Annotated in this window: 14 protein-coding genes, 2 tRNA genes and 1 riboswitch; of the genes, 7 read left to right on the forward strand and 9 right to left on the reverse strand. The window is 67.5% G+C overall.

The genetic code is table 11. From position 1 onward, the window contains the following. Nucleotides 1–47: 47 nt before the first annotated feature. A complete protein-coding gene (gene nadE / locus AC1C2R_RS18030; protein ID WP_495353721.1) occupies nt 48–869 on the reverse strand; it encodes an NAD(+) synthase in 822 nt (273 codons plus the stop codon). Nucleotides 870–1,012: 143 nt separating this feature from the next. Between nadE and AC1C2R_RS18035 the strand changes: the two genes are divergently transcribed. The 7 genes from AC1C2R_RS18035 to AC1C2R_RS18065 all read left to right on the forward strand — a co-directional run bounded on the left by AC1C2R_RS18035 (nt 1,013) and on the right by AC1C2R_RS18065 (nt 7,965). Next, nucleotides 1,013–2,233, forward strand: a complete 1,221-nt coding sequence (locus AC1C2R_RS18035) for a cation:proton antiporter (protein WP_495353720.1) — start codon at nt 1,013–1,015, stop codon at nt 2,231–2,233. 31 nt (nt 2,234–2,264) lie between these two features. After that, a tRNA-Arg gene (locus tag AC1C2R_RS18040) sits at nt 2,265–2,337 on the forward strand. Between the two features lie 111 nt (nt 2,338–2,448). Then, on the forward strand, nt 2,449–3,069 hold the full coding sequence (gene orn / locus AC1C2R_RS18045; protein WP_495380809.1) for an oligoribonuclease: 621 nt from the start codon (nt 2,449–2,451) through the stop codon (nt 3,067–3,069). Between the two features lie 43 nt (nt 3,070–3,112). Further along, nucleotides 3,113–3,188, forward strand: a tRNA-His gene (locus AC1C2R_RS18050). A gap of 59 nt (nt 3,189–3,247) precedes the next feature. Next, on the forward strand, nt 3,248–3,595 hold the full coding sequence (locus AC1C2R_RS18055) for a metallopeptidase family protein (protein WP_495353718.1): 348 nt from the start codon (nt 3,248–3,250) through the stop codon (nt 3,593–3,595). A 192-nt stretch (nt 3,596–3,787) separates the two neighbouring features. Next, nucleotides 3,788–6,652, forward strand: coding sequence for a sialate O-acetylesterase (locus AC1C2R_RS18060; protein WP_495380810.1), 2,865 nt, complete (start codon nt 3,788–3,790; stop codon nt 6,650–6,652). Nucleotides 6,653–6,696: 44 nt separating this feature from the next. Continuing rightward, nucleotides 6,697–7,965, forward strand: a complete 1,269-nt coding sequence (locus tag AC1C2R_RS18065; protein ID WP_495380811.1) for a serine hydrolase family protein — start codon at nt 6,697–6,699, stop codon at nt 7,963–7,965. 59 nt (nt 7,966–8,024) lie between these two features. Here the strand turns inward: AC1C2R_RS18065 and AC1C2R_RS18070 are convergent, their stop codons facing one another. The 8 genes from AC1C2R_RS18070 to AC1C2R_RS18105 form a co-directional block, all read right to left on the reverse strand. After that, entirely contained in the window at nt 8,025–8,282 is a 258-nt protein-coding gene (locus AC1C2R_RS18070; protein ID WP_495353715.1) for a hypothetical protein, read from the reverse strand. Nucleotides 8,283–8,340: 58 nt separating this feature from the next. Beyond that, entirely contained in the window at nt 8,341–8,913 is a 573-nt protein-coding gene (locus AC1C2R_RS18075) for a nucleoside/nucleotide kinase family protein (RefSeq protein WP_495380813.1), read from the reverse strand. Further along, nucleotides 8,910–9,683 (reverse strand): energy-coupling factor transporter transmembrane component T family protein, encoded by a 774-nt coding sequence (locus AC1C2R_RS18080; protein ID WP_495380815.1) that lies wholly within the window; start codon nt 9,681–9,683, stop codon nt 8,910–8,912. The genes AC1C2R_RS18075 and AC1C2R_RS18080 overlap by 4 nt, the downstream gene beginning before the upstream one ends. Beyond that, on the reverse strand, nt 9,680–11,170 hold the full coding sequence (locus AC1C2R_RS18085) for an ABC transporter ATP-binding protein (RefSeq protein WP_495380816.1): 1,491 nt from the start codon (nt 11,168–11,170) through the stop codon (nt 9,680–9,682). Before AC1C2R_RS18085 ends, AC1C2R_RS18080 begins: the two co-directional genes overlap by 4 nt. Nucleotide 11,171: 1 nt before the next feature. Beyond that, complete coding sequence (locus tag AC1C2R_RS18090) at nt 11,172–11,807, reverse strand: ECF transporter S component (protein WP_495353711.1); 636 nt, start codon at nt 11,805–11,807, stop codon at nt 11,172–11,174. 38 nt (nt 11,808–11,845) lie between these two features. Then, a riboswitch (TPP riboswitch) is annotated at nt 11,846–11,955 on the reverse strand. Between the two features lie 58 nt (nt 11,956–12,013). Then, entirely contained in the window at nt 12,014–12,346 is a 333-nt protein-coding gene (locus tag AC1C2R_RS18095) for a spore germination protein GerW family protein (protein WP_495353710.1), read from the reverse strand. Between the two features lie 79 nt (nt 12,347–12,425). Next, the gene (locus tag AC1C2R_RS18100; protein WP_495380817.1) at nt 12,426–13,682 is read right to left on the reverse strand and encodes a DNA polymerase IV; all 1,257 of its coding nucleotides are present in this window, start codon (nt 13,680–13,682) and stop codon (nt 12,426–12,428) included. Between the two features lie 56 nt (nt 13,683–13,738). After that, nucleotides 13,739–14,374, reverse strand: a complete 636-nt coding sequence (locus AC1C2R_RS18105) for a hypothetical protein (protein ID WP_495380818.1) — start codon at nt 14,372–14,374, stop codon at nt 13,739–13,741. Nucleotides 14,375–14,528 lie beyond the last annotated feature (154 nt).

Raw genomic sequence — 14,528 nt, forward strand, 5'->3', positions numbered from 1 at the left:
CAGCTGAGTCGCGGCTCCGGCCGATTCGGCTCAGCTCGAGTGACTGATCAACGCCACCAGTCATCGAACATCGACACGGGCACCGTGCGCTTGTGCCGGGTCTGCAAGAATCTGGCCTCGATGCGTTCGGCGATCGCCTCGTCGATGTCGTGGCCTTCGAGGAACGCGTCGATGTCGATGTAGCTCAGCCCGAGGTTCGCTTCGTCGGACTGCCCCGGGTTCGCATCGAGCAGGTCGGCGGTCGGCGCCTTCAGATACAGACGCTCGGGCGCGCCGAGATGCTCGAGCAGCGCACGGCCCTGCCGCTTCGTGAGCCCGGTCAACGGCAGGATGTCGGCGCCACCGTCGCCGAACTTCGTGAAGAAACCGGTGACGGCCTCCGCAGCATGGTCGGTGCCGACCACGAGAAGCCTGTGCTCTCCCGCCAGCGCGTATTGCGCCACCATCCGCAGTCGAGCCTTGACGTTGCCCTTGCCGAAGTCGCTGAGGGGCGCCTGCGTCGCCGCCTCGTAGTCTGATGCGAGTCCGTCGACACCACCCTTGATGTTGAACACCACGGCCTCTTGCGGGTCGATGAACTCGAGCGCGAGTTGCGCATCGTCTTCATCTCGCTGCACACCGTAGGGCAATCGCGCCGCGACGAAGCGTGCAGGAGTCCCCTCGGAGACGAGTTCATCGACGGCCAGGCGGCACAGCCGGCCTGCCAGTGTCGAATCCTGTCCCCCGCTGATGCCGAGGATGAAGCCGCCTGCGCCGGTCGAGCGCAGGTAGGACTTCAGGAAGTCGATGCGCGCACGCACCTGCTCTGCCGGTTCGATGACCGGGACGACGTTGAGTTCGGCGATGATTCGCGACTGCAGCTCTCGCATTCCACGACGATACCGCTGAGATGTTTCCTGGATGCAAACAGGCGCGGCCGCGTCATCGCGCGGATGCCACCGGGCCTCCGCTAACATCGCGGCAAGTGCAACGCTGCCGGCCTTGACGAAGTTGCGGACTGACGGGAGTTCGGATGGATATCTCGATCGGAACCATGGTGCTCGTGCCGGCGATCGCCGTTGCCGCACCACTGCTCGTGCGGGTGATCGGACGCTGGGTCGTGATCCCGCTCGTCGTCTTCGAGATCCTGCTCGGACTCGCACTCGGACCTGCAGTCCTCGGCTGGGTGGTGCCCGATGCGTTCATCGGCCAGCTCGCCGACTTCGGCCTCGCGATGCTGTTCTTCCTCGCGGGCAATGAGGTCGACTTCCGTTCGATCCGCGGACGCCCCCTGAGCCGTGCCGCCATCGGCTGGATCATCTCACTCGCCGCGGGCATCGGGATCGCCGCGGTGCTGGTGGCCGAGCTCCCCGCGGCAGCCTTCATCGGCATCGCCCTGACCTCGACGGCGCTCGGCACGATCATGCCGGTGCTTCGTGATTCGGGCGATCTCGGCACCCCGTTCGGCATCGGGGTCATCGCGCTCGGCGCAGTGGGTGAGTTCGGGCCGCTGCTCGCGATCTCGATCTTCCTCAGCGGGCGCACTCCGTTGCTCGCCACGATCGTGCTCCTCACCTTCGCGGTCATCGCCGGCATCGCCATCTGGCTGGCCGCGAAGGGTGTGGGCAAGCGGATGCATCGGGTGATCACCGCGACGCTCCACACGAGCGGGCAGTTCGCGGTGCGGCTCGTCATCTTCGTGTTGCTCGCGCTCGTGGCGCTCAGCATCGTGCTCGACCTCGACATGCTCCTCGGCGCATTCACCGCCGGCGTGATCTACCGCTTGCTCATGACCGGCGCGCCCGAGCGCGACGCAGAGATCGTCGAGACGAAGCTCGAAGCCGTCGGCTACGGCTTCCTCGTGCCCGTGTTCTTCATCAACACGGGCGTGACGTTCGACCTCGAGGCGCTCTTCGCCGACGTCCGCACGACGGCACTTCTCCCCATCTTCCTGGTGCTGATGCTGATCGTGCGCGGACTGCCCTCGCTTCTCGCCGCACCGAAGGGCTCGAGTCGGCGCGACCTCGCGGCGACCGCACTCTTCGGCGCCACCGGTCTGCCGATCATCGTCGCGGTCACGGCCATCGGAGTCGACAACGGCGACCTGCCGAGCGGTACCGCCGCGGCCCTCGTGGGGGCGGGGATGGCGTCGGTGCTGCTGTTCCCGCTCATCGCACTCACGATTCGCAAGGGCCGGACTGATGCCGCCGCGAAGCAGCCGGACGACGATCCGTACTTGCCCGTCGAGGGGTGACCCGGCCTGCCCCGGTATGCTTGACACCGTCGCCCCCGTAGCTCAGCGGATAGAGCAGGAGCCTTCTAATCTCTTGGTCGCAGGTTCAATTCCTGCCGGGGGCACTGAATCCGGGCCCTGGAGTCGTAACTGCGTCGACGGGTCGTCCATCTCGGCTTCCGTCGCCGCCAGAGGCGCTGACCGTCAGCGTCGGAGCGCCCCGGTAGACTCACCGCATGGCTTCCTCGAGTGACCGATTGGTCTGGATCGACTGTGAAATGACCGGACTCGACCTCGAGGTCGACGAACTCGTCGAAATCGCCGTCGTCATCACCGATTACGAACTGAACCCCGTCGATGCGGGGCTCAGCATCGTCATCAAGCCCGATCCGAGCGCGCTCGAGTTGATGGGCGAGTTCGTCCGAACCATGCACACTCAATCCGGACTCATCGAAGAGATCCCGAACGGCGTGAGCGTCGCAGAGGCGGAGTACGAAGTACTCGAGTACGTGCTGAAGCATGTACCCGAAGAACAGAAAGCACCCCTCGCGGGCAACTCGATCGGCACCGACCGCGCTTTCCTTCTGAAGTTCATGCCTCGCCTCGATGCGCACCTGCACTACCGCAGTGTCGACGTCTCCTCGATCAAGGAACTCGCCAAGCGCTGGTTCCCCCGCGCGTACTTCAACTCACCACAGAAACACGGCGGACACCGGGCGCTCGCCGACATCCTCGAATCGATCCGCGAACTGCATTACTACCGGCGCGCGGTCTTCGTCGCCGAACCCGGCCCATCGACCCAAGAACTCCAGACCCTTGCGGCGACCGTCGTGGACGAGTTCGACGCCAAGGTGTAGTAGTCTCTTTGAGTTGCCAGATCGCTTCGGCGGTCGACACATGGTGGGTATAGCTCAGTTGGCAGAGCGCCTGGTTGTGGTCCAGGAGGTCGCGGGTTCAAGCCCCGTTACTCACCCCATGTGCTCCTGGTAGTCATGAGATGCCAGGAGCCTTCACCCGCTCCGAACGGAGTTGCTCGTGGAACTCGATGCCGAGGCGTTCGAAGCTCTCGTCGTCGATGAGCTCGACCAATTGCCCGACGACATGGTCGACGGCCTCGAGAACGTCGTCTTCGTCGTCGAAGACCGCCCCGAAGACGGCTCGCTCGACCTGCTCGGCCTCTACGACGGGTGGGCGCTGACCGAACGCGACCGGTACGGATTCGGTGAGATGCCCGACCGCATCATCCTCTACCGCGAGCCGTTGCTTTCGATCTCAGACGACGAAGATGAACTCCGTGAAGAGATCCACGTCACGCTCGTACACGAGATCGCCCACTTCTACGGCATCGACGACGCTCGCCTGCACGAACTCGGCTGGGCCTGAGTCCGACGCGTCGCTCCACCGGCCGCCCCGGCCGCTCGGGGGCATCGAAGCGGCGCTCAGGGCGCTGACGGGCCACCCGGGGCATTGACGCGCCGCTCGACTGGCCGCTACTGTATCGACTGATCACTTCTGAATCGTTTCATCACCAGATTCACTCCACACGTTGAGCACATCAAAGATGATTGGCCCGCATTGATCAACGCGCTTTCGGCACGCACGCCCGTCCGCCTCCTCACTCTCGCAACCCTGACCGGGGCACTCGTCCTCACCCCCACCGCTCCCGCGCCGGCCGCCGAGACGACCGCACCCACTTCGTGCGACGCGGCCGCCACGGCCGACGGCCAGGCGCCGGTACTGCAACTCGAACTCCCTGCCAACGCTTCATGGCCGGGCGCCGTGCCCGACTACACGTTCAATGCACTTCAATCCGCCGAACACGGCTTCGACCGCGTGGGGTATTGCCTCGAGACGACGAGCGGCACAGGCACGCAGTGGGCCTGGTCCGGTATGGACGCCTTCACCGCAGATCCTTCGCTGCTCGGCCTTCATACGATCCCGGGCCAGATGACGCAGCAGCGCGTGAACGACTTGGATGTCGCCTCGAACGTCGCCGGCGTCGCGACGGGTGAAGGTATGACGGGGTGGATCGAACACTGGCCGAACACCTACGAGCGTTACCGCAGCGGGCAAGTACAGGGCGCGACGAACGGCGCGTACGACGCCGACGACCAGCCGACCGTCGGGTGGTACGGCTCGTTCCAGATCCACCGAGTGAACACCGAACCGGGCGATGCCCAGACCCCGAGCACCGTGATGGCGCTCAACGGGTTCACCTCGCCGGGAACGCTGGACATCGGGTTCGGAGACGCACCCCGAGGCGGCACGGCGGAGTCGGATTGGACCTTCGCCCGCAATGCGGATTCGTTCACGAGCCGAACGCTCACGGTCTACACACGCTCTGCGGTCGTCGAGCTGAGCAACGCTCCGCAAGATCGGCAGCTCTTCCCGCGCGATGCCGACAACGGTGCGAACGTGATCGTCGCCGGTACCTCGGATGCCGTGGTCGAGAACGTCCGTCTCTCGGTCACGAGTGCCGGAGAGACGACGACGCAGGCGAGTTCGGACTCGTCGTTCTCGTTCGACACGCGCATCACGGCGGGCCTCCACGATTACGAATTCCACTTGGAGACCCAGATCGACGGCATCTGGCGCACCAGCGGCCGGTGGACCCATGTCGTCGCCGGCGACGTCTTCGTGATTCAAGGACAATCCAACTCGGAGTCCGCCGCGTGGCAGGACGGATCGGATTCGAGCACCGGCAATCAGTCGCCATGGGTGCGGACTTACGGCACGACGTCATGGCACCCCGACACCTCACGAGGCAGCCGTGCATGGCAATACGCCTACGGTGACATGACCTCCGCGAACAAGAACCAGGTCACCAATGTCGGCATGGTCGGCCAGTGGGGCATGCGCATGGGTGGCCTGCTCTCGCAAGAGCTTCAGGTTCCGGTTGCGATCATCAATGGCGCACACGGCGGGCAGCCGATCCACGTGTTCCAGCGCAACGATTCCGACCCGGATGACATCGGAACGAACTACGGCCGTTTACGGCAGCGCCTGGAATCAGCTGGGGTCCTCGATGACGTCAAGGCGGTGCTCTGGTACCAGGGCGAGTCGGACAACGGCGATACGGCTCGTCATATCGACGGCTTCACGAATCTGCTCGAAGACTGGCGAAGCGAGTTCGGCTCCAACATCCGCGGCGGCGCGCACTACTACGCCTACCAGCTCCGAACATCGTGCAACGGCGCGGGAAACGCGGCCCGCGGCGACGATATCGCCCTGCGCGAAGCGCAACGGAACCTTTCGCGGACGCATGGCGTGACCGTGCTCTCCACGACGGGGGCACCCGTCCATGACGGTTGCCACTTCGGATACGAAGGTGGCTACCAGATGTTCGGCGATCAGGCGGCGGCCGTGCTCCTCCGCGACCTCTACGGCGGGCCGAGCGCCGGCGTTGCCGCACCGAACCCGATCGCCGCAGCAGCAACGGCAGCGTCGAGCACGGAGTTCACCATCCAGCTCGACTCCGCCACCGATCCGTTGACCATCGACGCGAACATCACCTCGACAGGTGACTTCGTGGTGAACGGGTCATCGGCCAAGGTGACGAACGTGAGCTACCACGAGGGAGGAAAGCTGCTCGTGACACTGACCGGTGCCATCGGCGCGAATGCGACGGTGAGCTATCTGTCGCACTACGGCGCCGGCCCGATGATTCGCACCTCGAACGATGTCGGGCTGCTGGCGTTCGACCGACTCCCGGTCGCGGTCGGGAAAGCTGCGCCCGAGCTCGTGACGTCGATTCCGAATGCGGTGGCCGGGGTCGAGCACTCGGTTCGACTCGGCGCCACCGGCTCCGAATCCGCGCGATACACGGTGACGGAGGGCTCTCTCCCAGCGGGGTTCGTGCTCGACGCCACGAGCGGCGAGCTCGCGGGCGAATCCGAGGTCGCCACCACGGCAACCTTCACGGTTCGGATGGATTCCGCGACGGGCTCGAGCAGCCGAGCGCTCACGTTCGAGATCACTCCGGGTCCGATCACCGAGATCACCCTCTCAGCGGTCTCACTCTCGGCCACGGTGGGCGACTCCGTGGAGATCACCGTCTCGGGTGAGGACGCGTTCGGGAATCACGACGATGTGACATCCGAGGTGATCTTGACGAGTGATCAACCAGGCGACGTCATCTCGGGCAACCGAGTGACATTCACCCATGCGAGCGCGCACACGATCACCGCGACCGTGGGTGCGGTGTCGGCATCGGTCACGATCGAAGTCTCACCGGCGGCCACCGGCGGCAACGGAGGAGGAAACCCGCCCGGCGACACGGAGGGTGGCGGCGGCGGCGCGTCGAACGATCCCAACTCCGCGGGCGGGCTCGCCGCCACCGGCGTCGATCCAGGCATCGGCGTCGTCCTGGTGATGTTCCTCACCGTGCTCGGCGCACTCGCCGTGTTTCGTGGTCGACGTACGCAGCGCCGCACCGAGTAGTCGGGTCGTCCTGGGCATGAACGCGGCCGGGTTACGCTGATTCCATGAGCATCACCCCCGGCCGCATCGTGGGCATCGCCGTCGGCGCGATCGCGATCCTCGGCATCGGGGTCTACGGTCCGGCGATGCTCCTCGGTCCGCTCCCGGCCGTGAGTGTCACGGTCGATGACACCACTGCAGCGGCATCCGCTGTGGGCTCGCCCACCGCGATCTCGCTTCCCACCGCGGGCGCGAGCGCGATCGCCGTCCTCGCTGACGACGGCGCGCCGACGACGCTCGCCGTCGCAGGCGACACGGCCGCGGTTCCGATCGGCAGCGCCGCAAAACTCATCGCCGTGCTCGCGACCCTCGACTCCCTACCGCTGCCCGCAGACGGCGGTGCCGGCCCGGCCATCAACATCGGACCCGAGGACTACACCGACTACCTCCGCTACGTCGCGGAGGACTCGCGCACCCTGCAGGTCTCGCCCGGCGAGAGCTGGACGGAGCGAGACGTCGTGCGTGCAGTGCTGCTCGCATCGAGCAACAACCACGCCGACACGCTCGTGCGCTGGGCGTTCGGCGGCGTCAACCCCTATGTCAAGGCGGCCAATGCCTGGCTCGCCGAGCAAGGCTTCACCGAGACCCGGGTCGCCGATGCGACGGGCCTGTCGGGCGACAATGTCGGCACCGCCGAAGAACTCACCCGCCTCGCGGCGCTGGCACTGGCCGACCCGGCGATCGCGGCGATATACGACACGGTGGAGTCCCCAGCGGTCGCCGGGGCGCGAAACGTGCCAGACGTGGTCGCCCACCTCGGCGACACGGGAGTGCGCGCCCTCGCCCGCAGCTACACCGACCAGGCGGGCCTGACCTTCCTCTTCGCAACCGAGATCCCGGGCGCGGAAAGCGAACCCCCACATCGCCTCGTCGGAGCGATGTCGCTCATGCCCGACTACGAGACGCTCGACGCAGCCGTCCGTACGGCGGTTGAATCGAGCGCGCTCACCGCGCAGCCCGTCGAAGTCATCACCGCCGGCACGCCCTACGCGAGTGTCGAAGCGGCCTGGGGAGACCGAGCCGAGCTCGTCGCCACCGTGAGCCAGACGGATGTCTCGTGGGGCAACCCGGGCGGCGAGGCATCCGTCGCCGTCGAAGCCTTCACGACCGCGTCGGCGGGCCGTGACGTCGGCAGAGTGGTCGTGGCCGCTGCCAGCGGGGATCTCGGCTCGCCGCTCGAGTTGACGAGCGACATCGGCGATCCGGGTCCGCTCTGGCGACTCATGAATCCGGCTGCGCTCATCGGGGCGTTCTTCGCCGATCAGCAGGGCTGAACCGAGGACCGAGACGAAGGCTGAACGGGTGGGCGCGCAGCCTCCCGCGTGCGGTACGTTCAGTCGTTCTCGTCGTCGGACTCGACCGGGTCGGAGTCATCCGCATCGAAGCGGAACTGCACTCGCACCTGTCCGTTGACCTCGCGCTCGTCGACCGCGTCATACCAGAACAGCGACTCGAGACCGTCGACGGCGGCGACCATGCCGACGCGCTGTTCGGGCTTGCCGCCCACGAGGATGCGCTGCTCGAACTCGCCCTCGAGTGGACCGTCGAGGAACTCCGCGACATATTGGGCGCCTGTCGTGTCTGTGCTCATGTGACTACCGTAGCGCTCGGTCGCACCAAGGGGCAGGGCGCCGCGCGAGGGCGCCGGCTCAGACGTCGACGACGCGAACCCGGAGATCGGCGCGACGCGCGGGTCCTGTACGCGCGACGTATCGGCGCCACTGCCGTTCCCAGAGTTCCCAATACGGATCGAATGCACCGTCGTCTCGTGCCAGCGCCCTGCGTTTGCGCACTCGTGCAGAGGCCTCCACCCAGACATGCACCGCGTCGACCCGCGCAACGGCCGCGAACGCGCCGCACCCCTCGATGACCAGCGTGTTGCCGGGATCGCTCGACTCGATCGGACCCGGACGATCCGTCGCCCAGTCCCATTGCCGCCACTGCCCCACCATGCCTCTCCCCCGGCGGGCGATGAGGGTGTGCGACAACTCGGTGCCGGCCCGTTCGAGCCCGGTCCAGCCGCGGTAGGCGTCGTCGAGACGAACGAGGTCGGGCGTTCGACCGGGCCAGGCCCGCAGGATCGCGTCGGCGAGCGTGCTCTTGCCGGAGCCGCTGGGTCCGTCGATCGCGATGATCTGCGATCGCCCCGTGCGTACCCGAGTGAGCACGGCCCGAACGGCGGATGCCGCGGGGCCGACCTCGACACTCGAGCGATCGGTCACGACCACACCGGGTGAAAAGTACCGGCCCAGATGGCCGCGCCGATCGCGAGCGCGGCGATGCCGACGGAGAGTGCGAGGAGCGCCGCGTCCGACCAACCGACACGGGAGACGCGCGCCCAGGTGCGCGGTCGGTCGGACCCGAAGCCGCGTGCCTCCATCGCGGTCGCGAGTTTGCTTCCCCGCCGAATGGCGAGCACGAGCAGCGCGAAGGCCATGGTCGCGAACCGGCGGATGGCCCCATGATCGCCGATGCCGCGCGCGCGGCGCGACAACGCCATCGCCCGCCAATCCTCGATGAACAGGCCGACGAGGCGTGCTCCCGCGAGTGCGCCCAGCACGAACCTGCTCGGCAGGCGAGCGATCTGTGCGAGCCCGTCGGCGAGCTCGGTCGGGTCGACGTTCATGAACAGCAGCACCGCCGGCAATCCGATCGCGAGTACGCGCACGGTGACGGCGATGGCGAGTTCGATGGAGCCGTCGGTGACCCGCGCCAGCCAGAACGACCAGTACTCGGTGCCCTCGGGCCGCCCGTACAACAGCATGCTGAGACCGGCGATCGGTGCCGCGATGAGGATCGGCCAGGTGCGGGCCACGAGCACTTTCGGGGTCACACCGGCCATGGCGAACAGTGCGAGCTGCACGATGAGTGCGACCGCGGCGCTCACCCAATCGACGGTGAGGAGCAGTGGTGTGGTGAGGAGCATCGCCGCGGCGAGGCGGCTGACGGGGTTGACGCGATCGACGAGACGCAGTCGAGGTGCCGCGATCATGCCGCCGCCTCCACCCGAAGGGACTCCCGGCTGAGATCGAGATGCTGATCGCCGAGCGCCGCGAGATATGCCGCATCATGACTGATCGAGAGCAGGGTCACCCCGTCGTCGACCAGCCCCCTGAGCAGGCCGACGAGTTCGATCCAGGTGAGACGGTCTTGGCCGAAGGTCGGCTCGTCGAGGATGATGACGCGGGGCTGCGCGACGAGCGCGCACGCGACCGTGAGCCGACGTTGCTCACCGCCGGAGAGCGTGAACGGGTTCGCCTCGGCGAGCCGGTCGAGCCCCAAGCGTTCGAGCACCTCGCGAGTGCGCAGACGGGTCGTCGCCGCGTCGAGACCCAGCGCCCGCGGGGCGACCTCGAGTTCGCGCTGCACGGTGGAGGCGACGAACTGGTGCTCCGGCTCTTGAAACACGGTTCCGATGCGGGTGAGCAACTCGCGCGAGCGCCATCGGATCGGCTCGCTGCGCAGCCCGCTCGCGAGTTCCGCTGACGCGCGCACGTGACCGGCGATCGGTGCCAGAAGTCCGCCCATCGTGAGGGCGAGGGTCGACTTTCCGGCGCCGTTCGGCCCCGTGAGCACCGTTGACGAGGCTCTCGGCAATGACAACTCGAGCCCCGCTCGCACGACCGCATCGCTCCGGCGGCCGATCGCGAGGTCGATACCGGCGAGATCGAGAACGGATGCCGCAGCGGCGGGCCGCGCCGACGTCACCGTCGGCGGCGAGCCGGGCACCCAGACCCCGGCGGCGAGGAGGGCCTCGCGCTGCGTGTCGATGACGTGTCGGGGGTCGCCGTCGGCGATGATACGACCGTTCCTGCCGAGCACCACCACGCGGGCCACGAGGTCGATCCAGACATCGACACGATGCTCGACCACGACGAAGGTCGCTCCGGTGCGCTCGAGCGTGCGGTCGACCGCGAGGCATACCTCGCTCACCCCGTCGGGGTCGAGGTTCGCGGTCGGTTCGTCGAGGAGCAAGAGCCCTGGACGCATCGCGAGGGCACCGGCAAGCGCGAGGCGCTGCTTCTGCCCGCCGGAGAGCGAGCTGGTCGGGTGATCGAGTGGAAGGTCGAGCCCGACGTCGTCGAGCGCGCGACGCACACGCGGCCAGATCTCGTCTCGCGGCACTCCGAGGTTCTCGCAGCCGAAGGCGACGTCGTCACCGACGCGAGCGAGGATCACTTGCGAGTCGGGATCCTGCAGCACGAGGCTCGCGCGGCCCCGCACCGATGCCGGCCACTCGCCGTCGATGCGCAGCGAACCGGTCTCCTCGCCCTCCTCGGCTCCGCCGTGAACTCCGGCAAGGGCGTGAAGGAGCGTCGATTTGCCCGAACCCGATGGCCCGAGCAGCAGCACCCGCTCCCCCGGTTCGATACGAAGGTCGATGCCATCGAGCGCTGCGTCGCGCCTGCCGGCGTGGCGCCACCCCCACCCGCGCGCCTCCACGCGCGCGGGCCGGATGGCTTCGGAGTCGTGACCCACGTCAGACCCGCTGAGTCACGTCTTGACCCGCGGCGAAACGGCTGAGCGCCCCGGTGGTTGCGAGGCCCCGCACGATGAGCCAGCCGAGCAGCCCGGCCAGGACCGCGCCCGACACGACCACCGTCGCGAAATAGAGTCCCAGGAACTCGGCGGACTTCTGCAGATTGCCGGAGGTGAAGAGCTCGAGGCTCCAGGCCGCCGCGCCGGCCGCCGCACCGGCGAGCATGGCGGGCAACACACCGAACCGGCGGTAGGCGAGGATCGCGAACACCAGTTCGGCGCCGAGCCCCTGCGCCACGCCCGAGTAGATCGTCTCGATGCCCCACTGGTTGCCGATCAGGGCTGACACGACCGCGGCGAGCAGCTCGACGAAGAGGGCCGCACCCGGCTTGCGGATGATGAGTCCGCCGAGCACGCCGCCGATGAGCCAGATGCCCACGGCGATACCGCCGAGGCCCGGCGTGAGCGCATCGGCCGCACTGAACCATGCGTAACCGATGTTGTTCCAGAAGAGGAAAAGAAGCCCCGTCGCGACGCCGATCACGCTGGCGACGACGATGTCGACGACCCGCCAACGCAGATTGCGCGGCTTCGGAGCGGCCGGGGATGTGCTGGTTTCAGTTGCTGCAGTGTGCACTGTCGTGCCCTTTCGATTCGTGGAAAGAGGCACGGGAATTGAGATGTGATTGCCCTCCCTGCGCTGGCATTACCCAGATCAGGTTCGACGGTCGAAGGTTGAGAACCTTCCTCTCAGCCCGGCTCACCGGACTCCCGTGTTCGCTGACGAGTATACGCCGACGAGCACGGTGAGGGTCGACCGCGACCGCCGCGACGGTGGGCGTCTCAGCGCTTGAGCGCTCTGATCACCATGCGCAGCGCCTTGCCGGTGACCCACACGAGCGGGGTGGCGACGAGCAGCAGGCCGATGAGGTTCGGTTCGAAGCGAACGCCGCCATCGCGACCGACGTATGCGCCGAGCGGAATGGAGAGGCCACCGCCGCCACCGCCGCCCGCCTCGTCGCCCTTCTCGTCGGAGCCGCTGCCGGCACCGAAGCCGTAGTATCCGAGCGCCACCGGCACGAGGGTGGTGCCGTCGATCTCGACGACGTCACCGTAGGAGGTCTTCACGCCGACGCCGGCGACGCTCTCAGCCAGTTCCAGTACGAGTTCAGCCATGCCTGCAACGCTACCCGCGGATGCGCCGCTCAGCCACCCCTCTCACGATTCGCCCTCGAACGGGTTCATCGCAACGCACTCACTCACCGCCCGCATCCTTGCGTCGTGACGACTCGACACGATCGACCGCCGGGCGCACGAGCGAAGCCGGCCGCACTGCGCCTCGACCGAAACGAGCGGTCACCTCATCGATGGTGCGCTCGGCCTCGCGCCACTCCTCGTCGGGGTCCCACAACATCGCACCGGTACCCGACGGCCGTAGCTGTTCGGCTCGAACACCGATGAGACGGATGCGCGCACCATCGCCGGCGAGTTCACCGAGGGCCGCGGATGCCTCGTCGTAGATGCGGCGCGCGACATCCGTGGGCTCGCCCAGCGTGCGCGACCTGGTGACCGTGCGAAAGTCGCCGTAGCGGAGCTTCAACACGACCGTGCGGCCGAGCAGCCCCGCCTTGCGCAGCCGCACAGCGACGTCGTCGGAGAGCCGGAGGAGCTCGCGCCGCAACTGCTCGAGATCGGTGAGGTCGTAGCCGAACGTGACCTCGTGGCCGATGCTCTTCTCTTCACGGCCCGTGACGACGTCGCGCGCGTCGACGCCCATCGCGAGATGGCTGAGTTTGGCCGCGAGGGCCGGCCCGAGCGCACGTTCGAGCGCATCGACCGGCATGGCAGCGACATCGCCGACCGTGCGCAGCCCGATGCGCGTGAGCGACTCCTCGGTGACTCGCCCGACCCCCCAGAGCGCCGAGACCGGCAGCGGGTGCAGGAAATCGAGCGTGCGCTCGGCCGGCACCACGAGCATGCCGTCGGGCTTCGCCCTGCTCGACGCCACTTTCGCCACGAACTTCGTCGCCGCCACGCCGACCGAGCAGGTCAACCCGGTCTCGCGGTGCACCCGCTGCCGCAGGGTCCACGCGATCTCGGCCGGGCTGCCGTGCAGGCGTCGCGCGCCCGACACGTCGAGGAACGCCTCATCGATCGAGAGCTGCTCGACGAGCGGGGTGACCTCTTCGAAGATGGTCATCACCCGACGCGAGTACTCGGTGTAGCTCGCATAATCGCCCCGCAACACGATCGCGTTCGGGCAGCGCTGCAATGCGAGCGACATCGGCATCGCCGAGTTCACGCCGTACTTTCGGGCCTCGTAGCTCGCCGCAGAAACAACCCCACGCCCGGCGGTACCGCCGACCAGCACCGGCTTGCCGCGCAGATCGGGCCGCTTCAACAACTCGACCGACACGAAGAACGCATCCATGTCGACGTGCAGGATGGGTGTCGCCGAATCGTCGACCGGGCCGGTGGTGACCTGCCGCGACGAGCCGTCCTGCTTGCTCATGCTCCGAACCTAGCCCGTGCCACTGTCATCGGAAGCTCAGGGCCAGCGATGGAGCATCAGAAACCGAAGTCGCCACCACCACCGAAATCGCCACCGCCGAAGTCTCCGAAGCCGCCCTGGTCGGAACCAGAAGCGTCATAGCCACCGGCATCGGCGCCCGTGCCAGCACCGTTCTCGCCGCCCGAGTCGCCCCCGGTGTCCCCGCCGTCGGCGCCCGCCTCGAACGAGGCGGGGTCGGGCAGGAACGCCTGCGCGATCGCCGAACCGACCACCACACCCGCGATGGAGCCGAGCAGCGAGCCTGCGAACATACCGCCGAACGACGGCCCGCCCTGCTGGGCGCGGCCACCCGAGGCATCCGCCCGGTTGAAGGCACGTTCTACGCTGCCGGGAGCTCGAAGCTCGGCACGGGTCGCCGCCCGAGCCAGTGCGCCGGGCTCGTCGGAGACGAGTCGTTCACCGGCCGGTGCCTCTTCGGAGAGCGAGGCGAAGACCGCCGCTCTCTGCTCGGGAGTGAGCTTGGCGAATGCCTCGGCGTGCACCGTCTCGACCGACTCGGGCGGCGCCGTGCGCAGCAGGTAGCGGTATCGCTCGACGGCGACCTCGTCGTCACTCAGTCTGCGTGCAGAAGGAACCGGGCGCGCCGCAGGTTCGTCGGGGACGGTGCCGAACAGTCGGTCCAGGAATCCCATTTCGTGCTCCTCAATCGTTCAAAGGACGACCACTGTACGGCCGTCAGTATCGTGCGGGCTGTGAGTCGGTCTCGATACGCTCGCTGCGCTCGCTACTCGACCAGCGGTATGAGAACGCTCGCTACTCGACCGGCGGTATGAGAACGCTCGCTGC

Source organism: Agromyces sp. Y182 (assembly GCF_059445385.1).